A 22,379-nucleotide genomic window follows, 5' to 3' on the forward strand; every position below is an offset into this window, starting at 1 on the left:
GATCGCCGAACGAAGAGGTTCCGCCATGTCGCTCTCCGATGACCTCGCCGAGCAGTTGCTCACCGCGATCATCGACGGCCAGTACCCGCCGGACTCCGCGCTCCCGCCCGAGGGAGAGCTCTCGCAGCAGGGCGGGGTCAGCCGCCTGACCGTGCGCGAGGCGGTCAAGCAGCTGCGCGCGCAGAACGTCGTCCGGGTGGTGCGCGGCCGGGGCACCTACGTCAACCCGCCGGACCGGTGGACCGCGCTGGAGCCGGTGGTGCGGGCGGCCTCGCGGACCTCGAGCGGCGCCCTGTCGGAGCGGCTGATCGAGGCACGGCGGCTCATCGAGAACGGCGCGTGCGAGCTGGCCGCCTCCCGCCGCACCGACGATGACCTGGAGGTGCTGCGCCAGCACCTGGCGGTCATGCGGGAGGCCGCCGACGCGGGCGACACCGAGCAGTTCGTGCAGGCCGACATCGACTTCCACGACACGGTGATGCGGGCGACGGGCAACCTGTTCGTCCCGCTGCTCTTCGAGCCGTTCGGCCCGCTGCTGGTCGAGGGGCGCCGGGAGACCTCGGCCGTCCCGGAGATCCGCACGAACGCCATCGCGCACCACGAGGCGGTGCTCGCCGCGCTGGAGTCCGGCAGCCCCGAGGCCGCCCGAGTCGCCATGGACGGCCACATGAACCAGACCGCCGACGACCTGCGCACTCATGTGATCAAGCGCGACCTCGACTGACGCCCCCCAACTTTCCCCCAACTCCCCGTCACAGACCAGGAATTCGCCATGTCCCTACCCCTCCATGCCCAGACGGGACCCGTCAGCGAGGCCGCGGTGCTGGAAGGGCTCCCGCCCGTCCGCGAGGTGAGCGCCGCCGACGTGGCCGCCCGCATTTCCGGCGGCCCCCGTCTCGTCGTCCTCGACGACGACCCGACCGGCACCCAGACGGTCGCCGACGTGCCGGTTCTGACCTCCTGGACGGTGGACGACCTGCGCTGGGCGCTGCGCCAGGACAGTGCCGCCTTCTTCGTCCTCACCAACACCCGCAGCCTGTCGCCCGAGGACGCCGACGCCCGCAACCGCGAGGTGGTTCGTTCCCTGCACGAGGCGTCGGCGGCCGAGGACACCGACTACGTCCTGGCCAGCCGCGGCGACTCGACCCTGCGCGGCCACTTCCCGCTGGAGACCGACGTCCTGGCCGAAGAGCTCACCGAGCTGGGCGCCGGTGCTCCGGACGGGGTCGTGCTGGTCCCCGCCTACATCGAGGCGGGCCGTCTGACGGTCGGCTCCCGCCACTGGATGCGGACGGCCGACGGCCTACTGCCGGTCGGCGAGAGCGAGTTCGCCCGCGACGCCACCTTCGGCTACCGCAGTTCCTCGCTGCCCGAGTGGGTCCAGGAGAAGACGGGCGGGCGGGTGCCCGTGAGCGAGGTCCTGCGCATCACCCTCGACGACCTGCGCGGCGGCGGCCCGGCACACACCGCGCGGATGCTCAGCTCCCTGCGCGGCGAGCGTACGGCCGTCGTCGACGCGGTGTGCGACGACGATCTGCGCGTGCTGGCCCTCGCCCTCGCGGAGGCGGAGGAGAACGGCACACGGCTGCTGTACCGGGTCGGGCCGTCCTTCGTCAGGGCCCGCGCCGGACAGGCGGCACGGGCACCGCTCACCCCCGCACAACTGCGCCCGCTACGCGGCGACGCGCCGCACGGGTTGATCGTCGTGGGATCTCATGTCTCCCTGACGACCCGGCAGTTGGACCGGCTGCGGGAGCGCGGCGGGATCGCCGAGTACGAACTCGACGTCGCCCTCCTGCTCGACGAGGAGCGGCGTGACGCCCACATCGCCGAGGTCGCCGCCGCGGCCGCCGACGCGCTGGACACGGCCGACGCCGTGATCCGCACCTCGCGCACCCTGGTGACGGGTGCCGACGCGGACGACAGCCTGGCGATCTCCCGCCGGGTCTCCGCCGCGCTCGTGGAGGCGGTACGGCAGGTCAACGCCGCCCGGCGGCCCGCCTTCGTGGTCGCCAAGGGCGGCATCACCTCCAGCGACACCGCCACCCACGGCCTTCAGATCCGCCGCGCCTGGGCCCGGGGCACGCTGCTGCCCGGCATCGTCTCCCTCTGGGAGCCGGTGGACGGCCCAGCGGCCGGCGTCCCCTACATCGTCTTCGCCGGGAACGTCGGCGGCCCCGACGCCCTCGCCGACGCCCTCGACCTGCTCCGGAGCGCCTGATGCTGCTGCACGGAACCGAGGCCCTGAAGCAGGCCGCGGCTGCCGGTCACGCCCTGCCCGGGTTCGTCGCCTACAACCTGGAGACCGTCCAGGGCATCACGGCCGCCGCCGAGTCCGCCGGACGGCCCGTCCTGATCCAGGCGGGCGCGGGCCCCTTCAAGCACGCCGGGCGCGAGGCGTTGATGCGGCTGGCGCTGGACGCCGCCGAGGACTCCGCCGCCCGCCTGGGTGTGCACCTCGACCACAGCCGGGACCTGGACGAGATCACCGTCTGCCTGGAGGCGGGCTACACCTCCGTCATGGTCGACGGCTCCCACCTGCCGTTCGCCGAGAACGTCGCGCTGACGAAGGAGGCGGTACGGCGGGCCCGCGACCACGGCGCCTGGGTGGAGGCCGAACTCGGTGCCCTGCCGGGCGACGAGGACGTCTCCACCGACGCCGTCGCCAAGACCGCGACGATGACCGACCCTCACCAGGCGGCCGAGTTCGTCGCCGCGACGGGCGTCGACGCGCTCGCCGTGGCCGTCGGCAACGTCCACGGCTTCACCAAGGACCCGGTCCGCCTCGACCTGGACCGGCTGGCCGCCATCCACGCGGCCGTACCGGTCCCGCTCGTCCTGCACGGCGCCAGCGGCCTGCCCGTCGAGGAACTGCACGGCGCCCTCGCGCGCGGCGTCGCCAAGGTCAACGTGAACGCCGAACTCCGCCGCGCCTACCTGGAGGCCGTCCACGCGATCCTCCCGGCCGCACTGCCCGGCTCCGACGTCGTCTCCGTGTGGGCGGCGGGCCGCGACGCGGTCCGGGACGCCGCGCTGGAGGTCATCGGCCGTCTGATCCACCGCGCCGAGGGAGGGGCCGTGTGACCTTACCCCGGCCCCGCTGACGAAGAACCGCACGAGCCCGCCGTACGGCACGAGATCGCCGTACGACGCCTCGCCGTATCGCGTCACCCTCGCTCGAGTTGCCCCGAGCACCGCCCCACCCCGCTGATCAAGAACCGCACCACCGCGCCGTACCGCACGAGATCGCCGTACGACGCCTCGGCGCATCGCGACACCCTCGCGAGCGTCGCCGAGCGCCGCCGCTCCCTGCGCCATCCCTCGCACGAGCCGCATCCGCACATCTCCTTTGCCTGCCCGGGGACTTCCCCGCCCCCGGGCAGCCCATCCGCACGCTCCTCGTCTCTCCCCAGGAGGACAAAGATGTCTCCGCACCCCCGTCCCCGCACGGCCGTCATCGGCCTGGGCGCCATGGGACTTCCCATGGCGCGCCGCCTGGCCGGTGAACTACCCGTGTCCGTCTACGACATCGCCGCCGACCGGCGAGCCGCGATCGCCGCCTCCGAGGGCGCCCGTGACGCCGCGTCCCCGGCCGAGGCCGCTCGTGACGCCGACGTCGTCGTGCTCGCCGTACGCGACCAAGTGCAGGTCGAGGGCGCGCTGTTCGGTGAGAACGGAGCCGCCGAAGCCCTCCGCCCGGGCACGGTCGTGATCCTCACCAGCACGGTCGGTCCCGAGGCGGCACGCTCCACCGCCCAGCGCCTCGCCGAGCGCGGTGTGCTGACGGTGGACGCACCGGTCAGCGGCGGCCCGGTGCGGGCCGGTGACGGCGATCTGCTGATCGTCGTCGGCGCCGAGGACGCGGCGCTGAAGACGGCCCGGCCGGTCCTCGACCTGCTCGCCTCCACCCTCACGGTCGTCGGCCCGCGCCCCGGCGACGGACAGGCCATGAAGGCCGTCAACCAGCTCCTCGCCGGCGTGCACATCGCGGCCGCGGCCGAGGCGATCGCGCTCGCCCGCGAGCTCGGGCTCGACCCGGGCACGGTCGTGGACACCCTCAAGCACGGCGCCGCCGGCTCCTTCATGTTCGCCGACCGAGGGCCGCGCATGGTCCAGACGTACGAGGAGGGATCCGAGCCCGAGGTCAAGTCGCGGCTCGACATCTTCGTCAAGGACATGGGCATCGTCACCGGCATCGCCAGAGACGCCCACGTCCCGGTGCCCCTGGCTGCCGCGGCCGAACAGCTCTACCTGCTCGGTGAGCGCGCGGGGCTCGGCGCCCGCGACGACTCCTCCGTCGTCACCGTCCTGTCTCCCAAGTCATCGGAAATATCCGCAGAAACAACCCCGGAAGGAGAGGGACGATGAGCCACACCGCCCTGCTCACCATCGCGGTCGCCGGTGTGGCGACCCTGCTCCTGCTCATCCTCAGAGCCAAGGTCCAGCCGTTCGTCGCCCTCATGGTCGTCAGCATCGGCGTCGCGCTCGCCGCGGGCGTGCCCGCCGCCGACCTGGTGAAGACCATCGAGGACGGCATGGGGGCCACCCTCGGCCACATCGCCACCATCATCGCGCTGGGCGCGATGATCGGCCGGATCATCGAACTCTCCGGCGGCGCCCACGCGTTCGCCCACTCCCTCATCGACAGGTTCGGCTCCCGCCGTACACCCCTCGCCCTGACCGTCGCCGGCTTCGTCCTGGGCATCCCGGTCTTCTTCGAGGTCGGCCTGATCATCCTGATGCCGATCGCGTACGGCGTCGCCCGCGCCGCCCGCAAGCCGCTGCTGATCTACGCGCTGCCGATGGGCGCCGCGATGCTCACCGTGCACGCCTTCCTGCCGCCGCACCCCGGCGCCGTTGCGGTCGCCGCGACGATCGGCGCCAGCCAGGGCCTGATGCTGCTGCTGGGCCTCCCCGTCACGGCGGTCGTCGCCCTGCTCGGCTACCTCGTCTCCCGTCGCCTCACCCGCCGCGAGTACCCGATGGACCCGGCGGTGTACGCCGAGGTGTACGGCGAGCCGGAGGCCGGGACCGAGGGTGGCAGCGCGCCGGCTCCCGTGGAGGGCGGTCACGCCACCGCCGTACTCACCAAGCCCGCACCTTCGGAGACCGACGCCCGCCCGCCGTCCTTCGGCATGGTCCTGGCGCTGATCGTCACCCCGATCCTGCTGATCCTCCTCGGCACCATCGGCCAGAACGCGCTCGCGGAGGGCTCCACCCTGCGCGCCGTCCTGACCGTCCTCGGTGCCCCGATGGTGGCCCTGCTCATCGACGTCGCCCTGTGCGGCTGGTTCCTGGGCGCCCGCCGCGGCTGGAACCGCGCGCACATCGCCGAGGTCATGGGCTCCGCGCTGCCGCCCGTCGCGATGGTCATCCTCGTCGCCGGAGCAGGCGGTGTCTTCGGCAAGGTCCTGGTCGCCAGCGGCATCGGCGACGCGATCGCCGACGTCCTGGACCGCACGGGGCTGCCGGTGCTGGTGCTCGGCTTCCTGACCGCCCTCGCCCTGCGCGCGGCCCAGGGCTCGGCGACCGTCGCCCTGATCACGACCGCCGGCATCCTCACCCCGCTGCTCCAGCGCGCCGACCTGTCGACCGGTCAGCTGTCCCTGGTTGCCCTGGCGATGGGCGCGGGCGCCCTGGCCCTGTCCCACATCAACGACGCCGGGTTCTGGATGTTCACCAAGCTCGCCGGTCTCGATGTGGCGTCCGGTCTGCGCACCTGGACGGTCCTGACGACCGTCATGGGATGCGCCGGCTTCGCCCTCACCGCCGCGCTGTGGCCGCTGGTCTGAGACCTGGCGCCACGCACGGACAAGCCCGCCCGAGCCCCGACCGGCCCGGGCGGGCGGCTGTTGGTGCCGGGGCTACTTCTTCGCGCCCTGGTAGCCGGTGACCTTGGCGATCCAGGCCACGAAGTCGGGCAGGTCGATGTTGGCGCCGTGGCCCTGGTCCCAGTAGTAGAGGTGGTTGACGTCGTCGCCGAGGGCCGCCGCGGCCGCCGCCAGGTTCGCGGAGATGACGTGCGAGGTGTCGGTGTCGTTGGTGCCGAGGCGGATCCACCAGTGCTTGGTGCGCTTCGGGTTGGCCTTCTCCACGAGGTGGTACATCGGGTTCATCAGGTCGAGCTTGGCGGGGATGTCGCTCGCGACACGCTTGGTGGTCAGGCCCGTGGTGTCGTTCTTGGCGCCGTACGCCGTGAAGTGGCGGGCCTTGGTGGTACCCGCGCCGAACTCGTTGTTCTCGCCCGCCGACAGGTCGAAGGCGTCGAAGGCCGGGGCGGTCTTCTTGCGGGCGCCGACGTGGGTGAGGAAGTCGTCCCAGGTGAAGGTCGCCTTGCCGTTCTTCCAGGTGATGAAGGTGTTCTTGGCCAGGTACGTCTCGCGGCCGGAGTCCGAGAGCGCGGCGAGGTAGGTGGTGGCCGCAGGCTCCAGGTACTGCTTGACCAGGTAGTCGTCGTAGTTGCGGGCCGTGAGCGTGCCGAAACCCGAGCCCTTCAGGCCGCGGAGCCTCAACTTCGCCTGGTACTCGGCGAACTGCGACTGGAGATCCTTGGACACCGTCTGGTCGACGACCTTGCCGGTGGACTGGGTGGCGTTGCTGCCCCAGTTCCACTCGTAGGCGCCGTCGGCGTGCTCCAGGTCGGTGATCGGGCACCAGGCACCGGTTGCGAAGATCGCGTCGGAGGCGTCGGCAGCGCCGATCTCCTTCAGGAGCTTGTCGTAGAGCGGGCTGTCGCCGGAGGCGCCGAGCAGCGCGGACAGGGCGCCGCCCGCGCTCACGCCGGCGGAGACGATCCGGTCGGTGTCGCCGGGGATGCGGCCCTTGTTGGCGCGCAGATACCGCACGGCCGCCTTGAGGTCGACGATCGCCGCCGGGGCCGTGCCGTAGTACTCGCCGGCGGAGTTCGTCGTCGTGCGGCCTCGGGCCCCGGGCTCGACGACGACGTAGCCGGCCAGGAGCGCCGTCTGCGGCATGGCGGCCGCCCCGCCGCCGCTGGGCGGGGCAGGGGAGGCCGACGCGGTGGCGGATGGCGACGGAGACGCCGACGCGGAGGAGCTGCCGCCGCCAGGGGGTCCTCCGGCCCCCACGGCGCCACCGATCCCGGTGGCCGCCGCCACCGAGGACTCGACGTAACCGGCGATGACGTTCGACAGGACGATGGGCGCGTTCGAGGCGTCCACGGCCTTGCCGTCGATCTCGACGGGCACGCTGACGATCAGGCTCTGGTACTTCTCGTCGACCGGCTTGGAGACGTACGTGATGGCCTTCCAGAAGTGGTAGGTCACGTCGTGGGCGGTGCCGTCGGTGTCCGTGAGAGTCGTCGTGATCTCGGTGTAGCCGTCCGGATCGAAGACCAGGCCGTCCGAGGAGGACGAGGAAGACGACGAGTCGGAGGCGGTCTCGCTGGACGCCTGCGCGCTGACGGCGATGCCGCCGACCGCCGTGACACCGGCGGTCGCACCGATCCCCAGAACGACCGACCTACGCTTGATTGCCTTGTGCTTCAACTTGATGCCCTCTCCGGAAGTGTCCCGCCGGTGCTCGCAGATGGTCGCGGACCGAGTGATCCGCTCCTGCGAACGTAGGGAATTGTTGACGATGATGCCAACGATCCTGCTCGTTTCATGGGGGACCCATATGACCTCATGGGCGGCTCACAGAGACGTCCCGCCCGGTACACAGGAGAACTTCCGGAGCGAGGCCTGGCTGCCATGTGCGGGATTCACACTCCCCCCGCGGTGCGCGCCGGCAGGAACGACGTGGTGCGGCGGGTCCGGGCCGGCTCGCCGTCGGTCAGGGCCGCGATGAGCCTGGCCTCCTCTTCGAGGTGCTGCCGCAAGGCGTTCCGCCCGCCGGCGGACCACAGCCGTTTCGCCGCGGTGAAGACTTTCGTCGGCCCCTCGGCGAACTCGACGGCGAGGGCGAGGGCGGTGCTGTCCAGGTCGGGGTCCGGTACCAGGCGCGAGACCGACCCCAGCGTTCGGCCTGCTCCGCGGTCGGCACACGGTTGGTGGGGACGAGATCGGCTGCTCGACTCGTCCCCACCAGCCGTGTTTGAGGGCCGCAGATCAGCCGTATGGCGCCGCCAGGTCCGGCAGGCACTGGGCCGCACGCAGACCATGACCGATCTGTATCCGGACAGCCGCCGGGTCCGGCCCACCGACCGGATGATTCTCTACCACCTCGGCGAACTCCCCCTGCGGATCGACGACGTGACCGACCCGCCCACCGTCAAGATCACCCGCGGCGTCCAACTCCACCCCTTCGGCCGGCTTGCCCGCGCTTCTGTGGGTCGCTCTGTGTCCGCTGTGAGCCTCCTAAGTAGTCGACGATATTGTTGACGATTTTTCCGAAGCGGACCTAGGGTCTCCATCACCGCGAAAGAGCTGTGACCGTCGAGGGCGGACGTTCCGGCCGGGGTGCGGCCGGAGACGGCTGACGATCGGCCCGGTGGCGCGTGCAGACGGGGGTTTTCGAGCCGAACTCCTCGTGCGAGTCGGCATATCAAGTCGGTTTATCAAGGGAGAAAGATCAGTGAAACGCCGGAGTCTCCTTGCCGGAATCGTCGCCGCAACCGCGGTTCCCGCCGTGGCCGGGTGTTCCTCCGGCCCGGCGCGTACCAGCGTCGCCGGGCTGCAACTGGCCGCAAGCTCTGGTCACATCATCGAGGGCACGGTCATCACCGAGGTGTTCGGGGACGGCCAGAAGCTCACCGCTGTGGCCCTCGAGTACGACACGGAGATCGACGCGTCGAAGCTGTCGCCGGCCACGTTCAAGGTCACCGACAGGACCGTGACCAACGTCTACGCCAACACTGCCGCGGCGAAGGCGGGACACGGGACCAACGGTCGCTACGTCATCATCGAGCTCTCGCCCCTTGACGAGGCGGCACGCCTGTACGAGGACGGCTTCTCGGGTTCGTCGTCCTCCTCGCAGCAGCCCTCCGCGTCCGCCTCGACCTCTACCTCGCCGACGGCCGCGCCGTCGGGCTCTCCGTCCGCTGGCCCGGGCGGAGGCGGAGGCATGAAGAGTCCCACGCTGAAGACGGCGTCGGCCGAGGTGACCCAGGTCGGCACGGTGACCACCACCGGCGGTGACGCGTACGCCGCGAACAGCACGGCGATCACGACGAGCAAGGTCGACAACCTGATCGTCGACGACTTCCATCAGCTGAAGTACACGGACGCCGACACCGGCAGGTCCCTTCAGTACAACCTGTTCGTGCCGAAGAACTACGACAAGTCCACGTCGTATCCCCTGGTGCTGTTCATGCACGACGGGGGCACGGCGAGTACGAATCCGCTCATCACGCTGACCCAGGGGCTCGGGGCCGTCATCTGGGCGGCCCCGTCGGAGCAGGCCAAGCACGAGTGCTTCGTCCTCGCACCGCAGTTCACCGGCGAAGACGACGAGGGCAGCGACGGCAACGCACCAGCCCTGAAGACCATCAAGGGGCTCATCGACTCGCTGGCCGGCGAGTACAGCATCGACAAGAAGCGGCTGTACACCACCGGCCAGTCCGGCGGCACGATCACCTCGATCGCGCTCGACTTCACCTATCCCGACCTCTTCGCCGCCTCCTTCCTCGTGGCCGGACAGTGGGACGACCTCTCCCAGGTCAAACCGCTGGCCAAGCAGAAGATCTGGGCCGTGGTGTCGCAGGGGGACGAGCAGGCCTACCCCGGCATGACCGGGATCATGGACACCATCGAGAAGGAAGGCGCGAAGATCAGCCGCGCCGTCTGGGACGGCCAGCTGACACCGGGTGAGTTCGCTCCGCATGCCGCCCGGATGCGGGCCAAGAAGACCCCGGTCAACTTCGTGGCGCTGAAGAAGGGCACGGTGGTGTGGCCCGGCCTGACGGAGAACTCCGTCGACAACCACGTCTGCACCTGGCGGGCCGCCTACACCATCGAAGGAATCCGGGACTGGCTCTTCGAGCAGAAGAAGAAGTGAGCCGGACTCAGCCGGTGCCGCTGTTGTAGAGGCGGTCGCCGCTGTGGACGGCAGTGACGGTCCTGCCGGTCCAGGCGGTGGAATCCGTGCTGGTCACCGGAGATCCCGTGCGGGAGGAGGTGGCGGGGCCGGACAACTCCACGCTGTACCGCATCTCAAGGAAGTGCATGCCACCACGGTCCAGGGGCAGGCCGCGCCGTAGCGGTGCGACGGCCATCTTCACGCGCTGATAGTGGCCCAGGTAGCCCTTGGTGAGGAGTTCCTGGTGCAGGATCTTGGCGCTGTGCTCGCCCTCGTCCCAGCGTTGCTGCAGGTAGTCGAGGTACGGGTCGAGGGTGGAAGGGCGGCGCGGAGGTCGGCGGACCACCTCGTGCCAGGTTCGGGCCCGGGCTACTTGCGCACGGTGCGGCGGTCCAGCCCGAGCTGGCGGGCTGCAGAGCTGAAGGAGCGGCCGGTATCGGTCAGCGCGTGTACCGCCTCGAAGAGCCGTCGAGCATGCCGGGCGGCCGGAGTGTCCGCCGACTCGGGTTGCGTCGCCGCGGCGTTCGCGAGCTCGGGCTCGGTTGCCTCGGGGGCAGGAAGAGCGTGGGGCAGGCAGCCGCGGTGAGTGGCGGCGATTTCCTGAACGCGCCGGGACAGTCCCTGCCACAGATGGAAGCGGTCGCTGACCTGGACCGCCTGTGGGGCGCCGTCGGCGATGCCCTGCCGGTAGGTGAGCGAGCCGTCGCGGCAGGCGATCTCAACACCGGGATGTCCGCGCAGCCATCGGCTGAGCTGTTCGGCGTCTCTGCCTTCCCAGAGCGTCAGCGGGAGTCTGGTTTCGGCGTCGACCAGGAGGGTGCCGTAGGTATCGGCGTACAGCGCGAAGTCGTCCACGCCGAGCACCCGGGGTGTGACCAGCGGCGGCAGCGGCACCCGCATCAGCTGGGCGAGCACGGTGCATCGTGTGCTTCTGCGGGGGCTGATCCCGGCCAGGCCGGCCTGGCGCATGAGCCGCTCGACCCGCTTGCGGCCGACATGGACGCCCTCGCGCTTCAGGACGGCATGGATCCTGGGCGATCCGTAGATCCCGCCGGAATCCTGGTGGATCTGCCGGATCTGTCCGGTCAGCTCGGTGTCCTGGCGGATCCGCTCGCAGGCGTCCTTCTCGGCCTGGCGCCAGCGGTAGTTGGTGGAAGAGGGGATGTGCAGTTCTCGCAGTACGGGCTCGACCCCCAGGTGCGGGTGCTCGTCGAGGAGCGCTCTCACCTGGGCCGGGTCGGGTCGAGCTGCGCGGCGAAAAAAGCCGAGGCCGTCCGCAGGACCTCGTTCGCCCGACGCAGGTCCCGCACCTCGCGCCGCAGCTGGGCGAGCTCGTTCTTCTCTTCGGTGGTGAGTAGGTCTTCGCGCTCACCGGCGTCGGCCTCGGCCTGCCGGATCCAGTTCCGCAGGGCTTCGTGATGCACGCCGAGTTCATCGGCCATGCGACGGATCACGGGCTTCGGCTCGGCGGTCCGGTACATCCGCACCGCACGCTCACGCAACTCCAGCGGGTACTTCCTCGGGGCAGGCATCGTCTGGGCTCCTCTCATGAGACCCATCTGACCTGCTATCACCTTTCCCCGCATCTCGGGGGAACCTCAGTCGACGACATTCTGTACTGGTCAACCTGGCGACGACGACGCCAGCACCAAGCCCGCATCAGCCACTACAAACGACGCGGACACAGCCCCTGAAAACTGCCCAGCAATCAGAACAAGCACCGTTGCAGTACTAAGCCACTACAATCGGCGCGGCGACCCGCTACCCGCCCGCCTCCGCCCCTGGCGAGCACCACCCGAGCACAACTGATCTTGAGGCTGTAGTACAAACCTGCCCGGGTCCTGTCCTGACCGGCAGCCCACCGTCACCGGTAACCGCCCGCCGACGGGACGGATTTCGACCGCTGTCGACCAGCGCTCAAGTACTCTCCGCAATGCCCCCGCGGGCAATTGTCAGCAGAGCAGGGTTGGATCCCCTTTCCACTTTCATGTTGGTCGCGGGGCCATGGCCGGGCAGCAACAATGTATGATCCGGAATCGGAAGAATATTTTCACTAATGGTCTGACGCATGGCCACGGAATCCCCGCCCGGGAGGTCACTCCTGCCAATCCCCCCGGCCACCACGACGTCACCGGTGAATACGGTCTGGATTAAACTTCCGTCCTCACTCAATTCCTCAGGTATGTCATTGATTTGAAAGATCACGGAACCTTCGGTGTGGCCGGGACTGTGGGTGACTTTGAACTCCAGGCCAGCCAGCTCAAGCGTCATGTCCTGGTTGATTGTCATGATTTCGTCAGGCTCACGCCAAGAATTCCTTGACCCGAAATTCTCTTCAAGCATTCGAAGTAGGTGAGGCTCGAGGTCGGCCAAGGGATCATGTAGACGGTACCGATCGGCGTCGTGAACAGTTGTCGCGATGCCGTATGTGCCACAAACCGGTGTCACTGAATGGACATGATCCGAGTGGGCATGAGTCAGCAACACATGTGTGGGGCGCAGTTTGTAGTAGTCGATAACTTGCTCGAGCACCTCCACCACGCCGACGCCTGGGTCGATGATCACGCACTCCTCCCCAGCCCCTGCCGAAACGACATGGCAATTGGTGTCAAAGGCTGCTGCTGAAAAACTCGTGATCAACATGAATCCGCCCTCATTTCCCGCACAGAGATCCCCATTGCGGCAGCGAGCTGATACGTCAACGACAAGGCATCCGTTGGATCCATGGAGGCCCCCGACAGGCTCGGAAGGCCCTTCAAGCGGTCAAGGGTGCATCCGCTGAAGTGGACACGCTCCATGGAGCACTGGCTGAACTGCGCGTCGCTCAGATCGCAGTCGGTAAACGTTACGTCCTTCATTTGGGCCGATGTCCAGTCGGTATCGACGAGCTTGCACTTTTCGAAGGCGACGCGTTGAAAGCGGGTGAACCGCCAACTACTCATATCTGCTACGCAGTCACGCAGCAGGACGTCCGTCCAATACCCGTCAACCAAAGTCGCACCGGTGATTCGATTCCTCAGATATCGGCATCGGTGGACTCCACAGTTGGCCATCTTCAGATTTGCTAGGTCGCATCTCTCGACATGGAGTGCACTCAACGTGCAGCGATCCCATTCGCTGCCATTCACTTTGACGTCAAATACGTTGCACGTTTCGATGTCGACCAGTTCGAACTCTTTGAAGGAGAAATCAACGTCTGAGATGTGGATGTTCCGGGCTGAGTACTCAGGAGGTAAATCGGTACAGTTAGGGTCGGATCTTGAAACTCGCCTGTCCTGGCGGAACCCCCTTGGGGGGCGTGGAGTTGTCATTCGGTCATCCCAGTAAGAGAAACATCGGGTCAGGCGGCCATGTCTTCATTGCGCCTCCGCTTCCACTGCCTTCAGCGCTGCCCTGATCTTCGTCGGGGCGAGCTGTCCGCCGAACAATGCGCAGAAGAGAGCGACCGTAAGACCTGCGGCGATGTACACCGCACGGACATCCAGCCACTGTGCCAAGAAGCCAGCACCGAGTGCGCCCAACGGTATGGCAAGCCCGAAGGTCATCATCTGGCTCACGCTGCTTACCCTTGAGAGCAGGGTGTTGGGAACCATGCGCTGTCTGAGTACCGAGACCTGCACTGCTGCGATTACCCCGATGAGCGAGTCAAGACCGAGAGCCGCCGCGATCACATAACCATTTCCGACGATTCCCATGGCGAGCATGATCGGGCACATCGAGAGAATGGCGGGAAGAATGACTCGGGCCAGATCCATACGGTCGCCGAACTTGGTCGAGACGATCCCGCCAATGAATGCACCGACTCCGCTGACCGAAAGGAGCACTCCATAGGCGGAAACAGGTAGGTCGGCTGTTTCCGTCGCCAGCAGTACAAGCATGGACGTCGCCGCACTCTGGGTGAGATTCACGACGAAGACAGTGAAGATGAGCGAGCGCACCAGGACATGATTCCTCACCCAACGCAACCCTTCGGTCACTTCGTTGAGAAGCGAGCTCTTCGGCGTGGCTTCTTTGTCATCGCTCGCAATGTCCTGCTGTCGCCGGTGCGCTGTGATGAAGAGTGCGCTGATGATGAATGTTGCTGCATTGAAGAAGAGAGGAACAATACGCCCCAAGGCGAAGAGCCAGCCTCCGAAGAGGGGTCCGACAAAGGTGCCGCCAACCATATTGATCGTCTGGATCTGTCCGTTGAGCCGGCCCAAATTCTCCGCGTCGGTGATCTGCGGCAGCAATCCCTGGGTGGCCGTGTCGAAGAGCGTGTCGCCAGTGCCGAGAGCGAGGGCGGAGAGGAAGAGCAGCCACAGGTAGTCGGTGCCTGTGAGGAAGAAGGAAGCGAGGCTGATCAGCACCACGGCGCGGAAGGCATCGGCCATGAGCATGAGAAGCCGGCGGTCGTATCGGTCTGCGATTGCACCACTGAACAGGGCGATGACCAGCCATGGCAGCCGACCCGCCACTGCCAGGCCGGAGATCGCCACAGGATCGTGGGTCACCGAGACCGCGAGCATGGGGAACACTGCCGTTCTGATGCCCTCGCCCACCGAGGAGACGCCGAACGCATTAGTGATGAGCGTGGTGCGTCGTTTCACTGCCGCCGTGGTCACACTGGCCCTCTCGTTCGCGTGCGGAGCACATCATCAGGTACAGCCAGCCAACGTGAGGTCCACGGTCCCGGCCCTCGCTGCCACGGACCACACCAGGATCCGCTGTCCATGAGATCCGCCAGATGAGAAAAGCCGACCACCTTCGCTCGTTCACCAGCCCCCGACCCGTCACCCGTCCGCAGCGCAACGACCGCGTTGCGGCCTCCCGCGTCAATGCCGAGCAAGGCACCAGAACTGACCATTTTCGCGGAGCGTGGGAACGGCGCCGTCGGCCCGTTCGGGCCCACGACCAGATCCCGGATGTGCGGACCACCCGCACCTGCATGCCCCGTGGTCTCCCCGGCCGCGGACAGTCGTGTGCGCGCGTCGGTGGCGCGGGCCAGCCAGCAGCCTGCCCGGGAGAAAGTGACCGGGCGTCTCGCCGTGCCTTCCATGTCGACGCCCCGTCCCCACGCGGGGTCGACCAGGGACGCAGACGGCCATTTCGCCAGCCCTTCTTGGGAGGTGAGAGCGGCCGAGAGTGTCTCCAGGAATATCTCTCCCAGGATCCAGGGGGGTAGCAGCATCTCGCCGTCCTTGGTGTCCGGTTCGGCGATCGCGGGGTTAAGTGCCGCCGAGGCAGGCACGCGAGCGAAGGGCTTGTCCCCTTTCCCCAGCGTCACCCAGGAACGTTGCCAGCTTCCCCGATGCCGGTCTCCGGAAGCATGACGCACGGAGAACTCGACCTTTTCCGAAGAGTCGCCGATCTCTTCCAACCAATCAAGTGCGAGCAGGTCACCCAGAGCGGGGGACCCGTCTGTATCGGACTCGTCAAGGCCGGTCCCTGGCTTACCTCGTGGCACATGCTGCGCCGCATCGAGCAGGGCCTGCTCGAGCAGGGCATCGCTGATCTGTTCCTCGCCCGCGCCGACGGGCAGGACAGCTTTGCCCACCCGGTCGTCCGTCATAACTGTCAGGCACAGTAGGTGCTGCTCGTCATGGTATTGCACCTGGCCGTTGCTGTATGGAAGGGAGCCGGACAACATGGCGTCGATTCGGGTGAGGCTCCAGGTGCTGGTTTGGATCATGCCGGCCACACCTGGACTTCTGGAATCGTCAATGCCGGGCAGGCCACATAGCTGGGCAGTGCGTCCCCGTCCTTGATGCACTCGCCGCCGAGGAACTGCCAGGCCAGCGGGCCGTCGTCGGGGGGTTGAAAGTGACCCGCCGTCAATCGATCGTGATCCAGGGTGAACTTCACAGGGCCTGACCAGACGAGCTCCGCGCCATGCCACTCCTCAGCATGCAACACATCGAAAAGGGCCACGCGGCCGAAGTAGCGCGCTCCGCGCGCCGCAAGACAGCGCAGCCAAGGCCCTTCACACTCCGCAGGCTCTGCGGACTCTGCTTGCACTTCCAGTTCGGGAAACCGCAGGATGGAGTTGAGACCGTGCATCGCACGCAGGTGATGAACGCACTTCACGCTGTCACTCAACGCATCGAGCGCCTTACCTTCATCGATCACCACAGATGATCCGGCGGTCACGCGCGCGCGGCCCGGCAGCACCCTTTCCCCCGCACGAAGGTCTTGCTCTTCCAGGGCGTGACCGACCAGCTCGTGCACCGCGATTCCCGCAAGCTCCTCACTGAGGACTACTGGCATCGTCATTGCCCGGTGCAACGGCTCCGAGGAGGGGCGGAACGATTGCACCAGACTGACTTGGGCCTCCGCCAGCTCGGGCAGCCGCTCGGGGCTGCGTATCCATCTCCGTTGCCGGCCCTGTGCATGCGACACCACAAGGTAAAGGTCGGTGGCAGCATCCGAACTCAGGATTCGTCCACTCCCGGCGATGACGGTGCGCCGACGAAAGCACATCTCAAGAGTGAGGTCGACTTCGCCGGACGCCACTGGCGTGGAGGCCAGCACCGGCTCCAGAGTGCTGGCGTACATCTCAAGCTTGATCGTGGCGGCGAGCTCGTCCTCGTCCGGGGCCATTGGTTCAAGTTCTAGCCGCGAAGCCCGCAGTACACCAGGGGATGTACGCCACTGTTGGTGCCGGCTCCGCCGCCGCTGGACGCATTGCACACCCTTGTCCGGTGTGGAGCTGACCAGAAGGACCGAGCTGAGGTCCTCGGTGTATTGGTCAGGCTGCGGCATGGCTTCCCGGGTATGCCTCGAAGATGAACCGCAGTGACTCTTCCCTGTCGTCGGCGGCGTCGGAGACCGGTGTCAGCGTGCCCCGCGATGTGATTTCCGTGAGGATGATTTCGGCAATCTGCAGGGAGAGCTCACGCGCGATGCAGGTGTGCGCGCCCCACCCGAAGGCAAGGTGCGGTTTCGCTTCGCCTTGGGCGGATTCGATCAGCGACTGCCGGTTGGCGGTGACGACGTCAACTAGCACACGGTCGCCTGCCTGGATCTTTGCGTCGTGGAGAACGGTGTCATTGCGTGCAACTCGAGTGATCACCAAGTCCTTGACGAGTGCCGCACCGCGGGAGACGACCGACCGAAGGCTCTCGCCGTGGAGTTCGTCCGTCGAGAGCCTGCCTCGGTGCATTTCGGACAGCACCATGTGGGCGATCGACGTGTTCCGGCCGTAGGCGGCCATCTCGAAGAGCGGCATGGTCAGCAGGGCGATCTCTCGGGCGCTGAGGTTTCCGCGATCCAGTGCGAACCGGGGCAGCCCTGGGGTATCGAAGGGCCCGCCTGCCGCAACGGCCACGTGCAGCCTGTTCCAGACCCAGCCCTGCAACTGTCGGATGGCGTGCTCGTCGGCGCCCTCCGCCGTGAGCTTCGCGGCGTAACGGAGGGCGGCCAGCAGCGTGCTGCCTTCCTCTTGAGTGACCCCGCCCAGGGCGCATGCCACGCGTCGGCCATACGGCCGCAGACATTCCTCCACAATGTCGAAGGAAGTCCCCTGGGGCAGGAGGCTCACGACCTCACGTGCGCCTTCTCCGAATGCTTCGATCAGTGCGGGCATACGGGCCGGCGCGAGGTATGCCGCGAGTTCCTTGTGGCAGCGCGCGGCAGCGGCGCCGTCCGTCATGTCGGCCGCCAGGAAGAAGCTCTTGGAGAGGCCGGGCACATACTCGTCGAACCGTGCGATCCGGAAGTTGCCTGAGTCGTCGAGCACTTCCCGGCTCCGATCCAGGTCGGCTACGACATGTACGCAGGTCCCGCCATCGTCTGGGATGTCGTCCAGCAAGATCTCGTCAGCCATCCTCTACTCCTTCACGCTGTCTGCCGGGCGCGCCTCGCCATCACTGAGCAGAGCTCGGATCGTGTGGACTGCACCGCCTTGAGGCACGAGACTCAGCAGCACCTTCGCAACTGCCGCATTCACATGGGGGCCCTTGAAGGAAACACTGTTGAGCACTTCCGCGGCTTCGGCTGCCGCTCGTGGCATGCCGGACAGCTCCAACACGCGCTGCGCATGCGCTGCCGCCCGTGAGGTGTCCCCCTCGATGATGGCGAGGCGCATCTGCAGAGCCTCAAATTCTCGCAGCTTGTCTGCACCGTCCGCGAGGGTGACGGGAGGAGCCAAGGACAGCACCTCCGCCGCCGCTTTCGGATAACCGGCAGCCTCGTGCCGGAGAGCCAGGTGGAGAGGATCGACGACCGTCTGCTGCTCCGCAAGCCGTATGGATTGCTCGCTCACCTGAGGATCGAGCGCCGTCAGATCCAGCAGCTCGTCGCCGATGACCAGCACATCCGCGCCGGAGACCAGAAACTGACGGACAGCGTCCTCAGGGGTTTCCACCAATGGCTCGCCGAGCGTATTGAAGGACGTATTGATCACTGCGGGAAGCCCTGTCAAGTCTCCGAAAGCACGCAGGAGTTGATGATAGGAGCCGTCCTCTTCTGCCACGAGCTGATAGCGGATGGTGCCGTCCTTATGGCTCACCGAGCCGAGGCGATCATCCCGCGTCCGAGCGACAGCCAGCATGTAGGGGCCGAGCGACGCCGGTACGCTGTCGAGCTCTAGTAGCGACGGCGCCTGATCAGCATCGATACTGATACCGAAGGGCCGGAACGGCTCGCGGAACTTGACCCTGGAATTGAGGGTTTCGACGATACCCGGACGACAAGGGTCAGCGATGATGCTCCGGTGGCCCAGTGCCCGCGGTCCCCACTCCGATCGACCGTCGACACGGCAGACGAGTTTGCCCTCCGCCAGCAGACCGGCAACGGCAGCTGGTTCCGCGCTCGACACATGCCCTTCGAGTCCGTACGCGGCCCAGGCGCTCTTGCTATCAGCCGATGTGTAGCGGGGCCCCAGCACACTGGAGAACCTCTTGACGGGCTCTCGGGATCTGCCGAGGACCTCGATCCATCCGTAGTAGGCGAGTCCGATGGCGCAGCCGTCGTCCGTCGCAGCGGGCTGGACGAAGACGTCCTCGAATCCCGCTTCAAGGAGGCGGGAATTGGCGGTGCAGTTCAGGGCGACGCCTCCGGCGTAGGAGAGGTGCCTCGCGCCGGTCTCAAGCCGTAGGGTTGCCGCGGTGTGCAGCACGCCGCGCTCGAGCTCCGCCTGCGCATGAGCCGCGAGGTCCGCGGCAAGTGGTGTCCCCCAGTGCACCGCGCGGTACTTCTTGTCGAACCCTTCCAAGCTCCCGGCCGGCCGATTGCGATGGCCCGGAAAGACCGGAACACCCGCCACGGATTCCAGGAAATGGTCGAGCGCCTCCAGACTTACGTCGACGTCACCGTCCGCGGCGAGGGACACGAGCTCGGGCCAGTCCTCATGGGCGCGACCATAGGACGCGAGGGCCATGAGTTTGCCGGCGGCAGGCAGGCCGGCCTCCGAAAGGCCAGTAAGAGCCGCGAAGACGTCGAAGAACATACCCAGGCTGAGATTCGTCCTGGTGCCTGTGAACCGGCGGCATGTCTGCAGGACTCCACTCTCGCCCAGGAACCACGATCCACGCTCGAATCGGCCGTCGTCATGGCGGTAACCCTGCTCGTCCAGCACCAGCACAGCCGAGTCCTTGAACGGACTTGTGGCGTACGCACTGTAGGCATGCGCCAAGTGGTGTCCAGGCGCGGGAGGTTCGACTACTCGCTCTGGGTCCACCGGAAGAGCCTTGATCAGTTCGTCCCGGCAAGTGCGGACAGACCTGCCGCATACGACGAGATCCACTTCATGCAGGCCGATTCCACTCTCGGACAGCACCCTCGCGATCGCCCGCAGTGGTGGCAATACAAGGCCGCCCGAGTCACCCTCGTAGAAGCCCTGAGACCGTTTGCGACGGTCCAGACGTTCCTCCGCCACGGCGCCGACCACGGTTCCGTCGCGCAACAGCGCGGCCGACCTGTCATGGCTGGACATGCTTATACCCAATACGTACTTGTGCATCGGCTACTGTCCTTCGGTAGGCGCCATTGCGGAAGTCCGAGCACACTGGTTGGACCAATCCGCTCCCCACGCGTCGGTTGGTACGCCATGGTCAGCCAGGTCGTTCAAGAAGCTGCAGATCAGGGATAGGGTGATACGAGAACGATCTTCACTGTTGGCCTTGATATCTGTCGGAGAATTTTCCGCAACCTGACGAACGAGTTCGGCGGCGTCGGCGTTAAGGTCCACTATCAGCGTGCCGTAGCGGATCTGCGCTGTCTGCTTATCGAAGTAGACACGTATCGCTGTTGGGCCGGACCCTATGACAGCACGGTCGGTCGAGTTCAACGCGCGATCTCCAAAGAAGCAACCGGGGTGGTCAGCGGACAGGCGGCGTCGGTGGCACTTACATCACCAAAGTCAGCCAGGGCCCGCGACCTGGACCCACCACCACAAATGCTGCGGAGGCTGCAGGTCCTGCATCCTCCACCGATGTCCGCGACACGCAAGGACCTCATATCGGAAAGACGTTCCGACCGCGCCCAGATCTCCTGCAGTGACTGCTCCCGAAGGCTTCCACAGAGTTCACGGGACTCTCCGACCATGAGCACGCTCGGATAGACTGTTCCGTCGCCTGCGATGCACAGCTCCGCCCAGCCGGCGACATCACCAATGTCCCGGGACCTGGCGTAGGAAGCCTCTCGGAGTGGGCTACGGTAATCCCACGCGGATTCCGCTTCCTTAATGTCTATCTCCGCATCGATAAGCGGGAGGTAGAACTCCCACGGACTCGGCACGGAGAGTTGCATCTTAGGAATCCCGCCACTCAACCTCAATCGCGTCAGGTCAGCGAAGAACTCAGCCCATTCTGGCCAGGAGAAATCGTATAGGTCCAGGTGCTCCCGACCGAAGCCCGCAGGGAAGAACTTGATCGCCACCATGGACTGAGCGCCGAGCTCTTCGATCGCGAAGTCGTACGTCGCGACGAGGTCGCTGCGCCCAGCCTTCGTCATGGTGGTATTGACCGAGACGTCAAGACCTGCCCTGGCTGCGCGGCGAACACCGTCTGTCACACGCCTAAAGAGGGCGGCACGAGCAGCCGGGGTCGCCCCCGGCTGCGCCCGGAGCAGGCCGAAGCTGTCGGGGGTCGAACCGTCGACGCTGATGTTGAGCCCCACCTCCGGGCACGCTTCCAGCAGTGTCGCGATGGACCGGTCTGTCAGGAACAGTCCGTTGGTGATCGCCGACACACGCCAGCCGGGCAGGTTCGTGGCATGTTGCAGGATCTCCAGCAGGTCCGACCGCATGAACGGCTCGCCGCCGGCAAACGCAATGCTTAATGCACCCAGCTCATGCGCCTGACTCACTGCATCTTTGATCTCGGCAGTGGTTAATTCGCTCGGGAGGGCCTTTCCGGAGGCGCTGTGGCAATGCGTACAGGCCAGATTGCAAGCGTTTGTTAGATTGAAATCGACATGGACGAGACTTGGCACGGCGACCGTCCGGTGGGTGAGGAGTCGGGAGTCAAGCACTGTAGGCCACAGACATTGTGCAGAAGCAGAAGCCGGCTGGATCGGTTACGGAACCCAGGCAGATCCGATGGGTCATTCCCTCACCAGCCGACTTCCGTGTGGTGTGCCTAGCTCTTCACTGAGCTATTGCCTCAGCGAGCGGCTTCCGCCTGGATGGCGTTGCGCAGCTGCTCACGGACGGCGCTCGGAAGCGTGTCGATCGAGACCTCGTCGGCGGCCGGCTCCGCCGGCAGCTCGAAGTTGACCTTCGTGCGGTTCCACTGCATGGACTTGACCTTGGTGACCTCGAAGGCGGGCTTGAAAGACATCACAAACTCCTGTCATAGAGGAATTTACCTTCTTTGCCTTCAGCTCGACGGAATGAAAGTCGAGCAACAGCACCTGTGCTGGCCACTGACCGCGAGGCCAGAAGCTACTTCAGGCTGCCGCTGGCCAATAGACGAAAACATGGACCATCGCGAGCGTCAACAGCCAATCTGTCCGGAGTCTATCGATTTGTGCCGTTGGATGGTTCATGGTTCAGCCAGTTTTGGCGAATAATTGTTGCGTCGGTTCATGGGGTGCAGCTGCAGGGTATGAAGCGGCATTGCGAAGCAGTCATAGGGTGTGTTAAAGGCGACAGGTTGGCCGTCCGTCCCGCGGGCCTGCCTCGTGCCGTACTCCGAGTACAGGGGTGTGCCGTCTCACAGATCGCCGAGGAATATGTCAGTTCGCTCGTGAATGCACTGGGCGATGCGCCCGTTGCGCAGTGTGCGAACGAGGTCAGTGACCACCCGTACACGAGCGTCGACCTCGCGGTGGTGGAACCGCGTGTTCTGGTGGATCTTGACGTACCAGACCCCCGCTTGCGCTCCGTCAGCTCGCCATACCCGGCTCCTGTCGCGGGCCCAGGAGGCGTCCGTCCAGGTGGTGATGCGCCCCACCGCCTGCTCGGCGAGCTGTCGCACTTC

General features: G+C 66.6%; 21 protein-coding genes. 6 read left to right on the forward strand and 15 right to left on the reverse strand.

Translation table 11 applies throughout. The features are described from left to right. The first annotated feature begins 25 nt into the window (after positions 1–25). The 5 genes from QF027_RS37940 to QF027_RS37960 all read left to right on the forward strand — a co-directional run bounded on the left by QF027_RS37940 (position 26) and on the right by QF027_RS37960 (position 5,792). Positions 26–724 carry a FadR/GntR family transcriptional regulator gene (locus QF027_RS37940; RefSeq protein ID WP_307079782.1) on the forward strand — a complete coding sequence of 233 codons (699 nt, stop codon included), beginning with the start codon at positions 26–28 and terminating at the stop codon, positions 722–724. A 48-nt stretch (positions 725–772) separates the two neighbouring features. After that, complete coding sequence (locus QF027_RS37945) at positions 773–2,221, forward strand: four-carbon acid sugar kinase family protein (RefSeq protein ID WP_307079784.1); 1,449 nt, start codon at positions 773–775, stop codon at positions 2,219–2,221. After that, positions 2,221–3,084 (forward strand): class II fructose-bisphosphate aldolase, encoded by an 864-nt coding sequence (locus QF027_RS37950; RefSeq protein ID WP_307079785.1) that lies wholly within the window; start codon positions 2,221–2,223, stop codon positions 3,082–3,084. The genes QF027_RS37945 and QF027_RS37950 overlap by 1 nt, the downstream gene beginning before the upstream one ends. Before the next feature lie 339 nt (positions 3,085–3,423). After that, a complete protein-coding gene (locus QF027_RS37955) occupies positions 3,424–4,368 on the forward strand; it encodes an NAD(P)-dependent oxidoreductase (RefSeq protein WP_307079787.1) in 945 nt (314 codons plus the stop codon). Continuing rightward, complete coding sequence (locus QF027_RS37960; RefSeq protein ID WP_307079790.1) at positions 4,365–5,792, forward strand: GntP family transporter; 1,428 nt, start codon at positions 4,365–4,367, stop codon at positions 5,790–5,792. The genes QF027_RS37955 and QF027_RS37960 overlap by 4 nt, the downstream gene beginning before the upstream one ends. Before the next feature lie 72 nt (positions 5,793–5,864). On the opposite strand, the gene QF027_RS37965 is transcribed toward QF027_RS37960, so the two are convergent. After that, a complete protein-coding gene (locus tag QF027_RS37965; RefSeq protein ID WP_307079792.1) occupies positions 5,865–7,508 on the reverse strand; it encodes a subtype B tannase in 1,644 nt (547 codons plus the stop codon). Between the two features lie 215 nt (positions 7,509–7,723). Continuing rightward, on the reverse strand, positions 7,724–8,122 hold the full coding sequence (locus QF027_RS37970) for an enoyl-CoA hydratase/isomerase family protein (protein WP_307079794.1): 399 nt from the start codon (positions 8,120–8,122) through the stop codon (positions 7,724–7,726). Between the two features lie 413 nt (positions 8,123–8,535). Between QF027_RS37970 and QF027_RS37975 the strand changes: the two genes are divergently transcribed. After that, entirely contained in the window at positions 8,536–9,957 is a 1,422-nt protein-coding gene (locus QF027_RS37975; RefSeq protein WP_307079795.1) for a PHB depolymerase family esterase, read from the forward strand. Positions 9,958–9,964: 7 nt separating this feature from the next. On the opposite strand, the gene QF027_RS37980 is transcribed toward QF027_RS37975, so the two are convergent. The 13 genes from QF027_RS37980 to QF027_RS38035 form a co-directional block, all read right to left on the reverse strand. Further along, complete coding sequence (locus QF027_RS37980; protein WP_307079797.1) at positions 9,965–10,324, reverse strand: hypothetical protein; 360 nt, start codon at positions 10,322–10,324, stop codon at positions 9,965–9,967. 23 nt (positions 10,325–10,347) lie between these two features. Continuing rightward, a complete protein-coding gene (locus tag QF027_RS37985) occupies positions 10,348–11,205 on the reverse strand; it encodes an IS3 family transposase (RefSeq protein WP_307079799.1) in 858 nt (285 codons plus the stop codon). Next, positions 11,202–11,510, reverse strand: a complete 309-nt coding sequence (locus QF027_RS37990) for a transposase (protein WP_307079801.1) — start codon at positions 11,508–11,510, stop codon at positions 11,202–11,204. Before QF027_RS37990 ends, QF027_RS37985 begins: the two co-directional genes overlap by 4 nt. Positions 11,511–11,895: 385 nt before the next feature. Further along, positions 11,896–12,621, reverse strand: coding sequence for an MBL fold metallo-hydrolase (locus QF027_RS37995; protein ID WP_306974459.1), 726 nt, complete (start codon positions 12,619–12,621; stop codon positions 11,896–11,898). Next, positions 12,615–13,289, reverse strand: a complete 675-nt coding sequence (locus tag QF027_RS49770) for a pentapeptide repeat-containing protein (protein WP_373432456.1) — start codon at positions 13,287–13,289, stop codon at positions 12,615–12,617. The genes QF027_RS37995 and QF027_RS49770 overlap by 7 nt, the downstream gene beginning before the upstream one ends. 45 nt (positions 13,290–13,334) lie before the next feature. Then, complete coding sequence (locus QF027_RS38000) at positions 13,335–14,582, reverse strand: MFS transporter (protein ID WP_306974457.1); 1,248 nt, start codon at positions 14,580–14,582, stop codon at positions 13,335–13,337. Next, the gene (locus QF027_RS38005; RefSeq protein ID WP_306974455.1) at positions 14,579–15,658 is read right to left on the reverse strand and encodes a hypothetical protein; all 1,080 of its coding nucleotides are present in this window, start codon (positions 15,656–15,658) and stop codon (positions 14,579–14,581) included. The genes QF027_RS38000 and QF027_RS38005 overlap by 4 nt, the downstream gene beginning before the upstream one ends. Then, positions 15,646–16,557 carry a hypothetical protein gene (locus tag QF027_RS38010; protein WP_307079803.1) on the reverse strand — a complete coding sequence of 304 codons (912 nt, stop codon included), beginning with the start codon at positions 16,555–16,557 and terminating at the stop codon, positions 15,646–15,648. Before QF027_RS38010 ends, QF027_RS38005 begins: the two co-directional genes overlap by 13 nt. Before the next feature lie 148 nt (positions 16,558–16,705). Next, on the reverse strand, positions 16,706–17,782 hold the full coding sequence (locus QF027_RS38015; RefSeq protein WP_306974452.1) for a hypothetical protein: 1,077 nt from the start codon (positions 17,780–17,782) through the stop codon (positions 16,706–16,708). A gap of 3 nt (positions 17,783–17,785) precedes the next feature. Then, on the reverse strand, positions 17,786–19,918 hold the full coding sequence (locus QF027_RS38020; RefSeq protein ID WP_306974449.1) for a carbamoyltransferase C-terminal domain-containing protein: 2,133 nt from the start codon (positions 19,916–19,918) through the stop codon (positions 17,786–17,788). Between the two features lie 323 nt (positions 19,919–20,241). Further along, the gene (locus QF027_RS38025) at positions 20,242–21,390 is read right to left on the reverse strand and encodes a radical SAM/SPASM domain-containing protein (protein WP_307079805.1); all 1,149 of its coding nucleotides are present in this window, start codon (positions 21,388–21,390) and stop codon (positions 20,242–20,244) included. A 170-nt stretch (positions 21,391–21,560) separates the two neighbouring features. Further along, positions 21,561–21,737, reverse strand: coding sequence for a hypothetical protein (locus tag QF027_RS38030; protein ID WP_306974441.1), 177 nt, complete (start codon positions 21,735–21,737; stop codon positions 21,561–21,563). Positions 21,738–22,112: 375 nt separating this feature from the next. Next, positions 22,113–22,376: a hypothetical protein gene (locus QF027_RS38035; protein WP_307079807.1), complete on the reverse strand. Its 264-nt coding sequence runs from the start codon at positions 22,374–22,376 to the stop codon at positions 22,113–22,115. Positions 22,377–22,379 lie beyond the last annotated feature (3 nt).

The sequence above is a fragment of the Streptomyces canus genome, assembly GCF_030816965.1.
Taxonomy (GTDB): Bacteria; Actinomycetota; Actinomycetes; order Streptomycetales; family Streptomycetaceae; genus Streptomyces; species Streptomyces canus_E.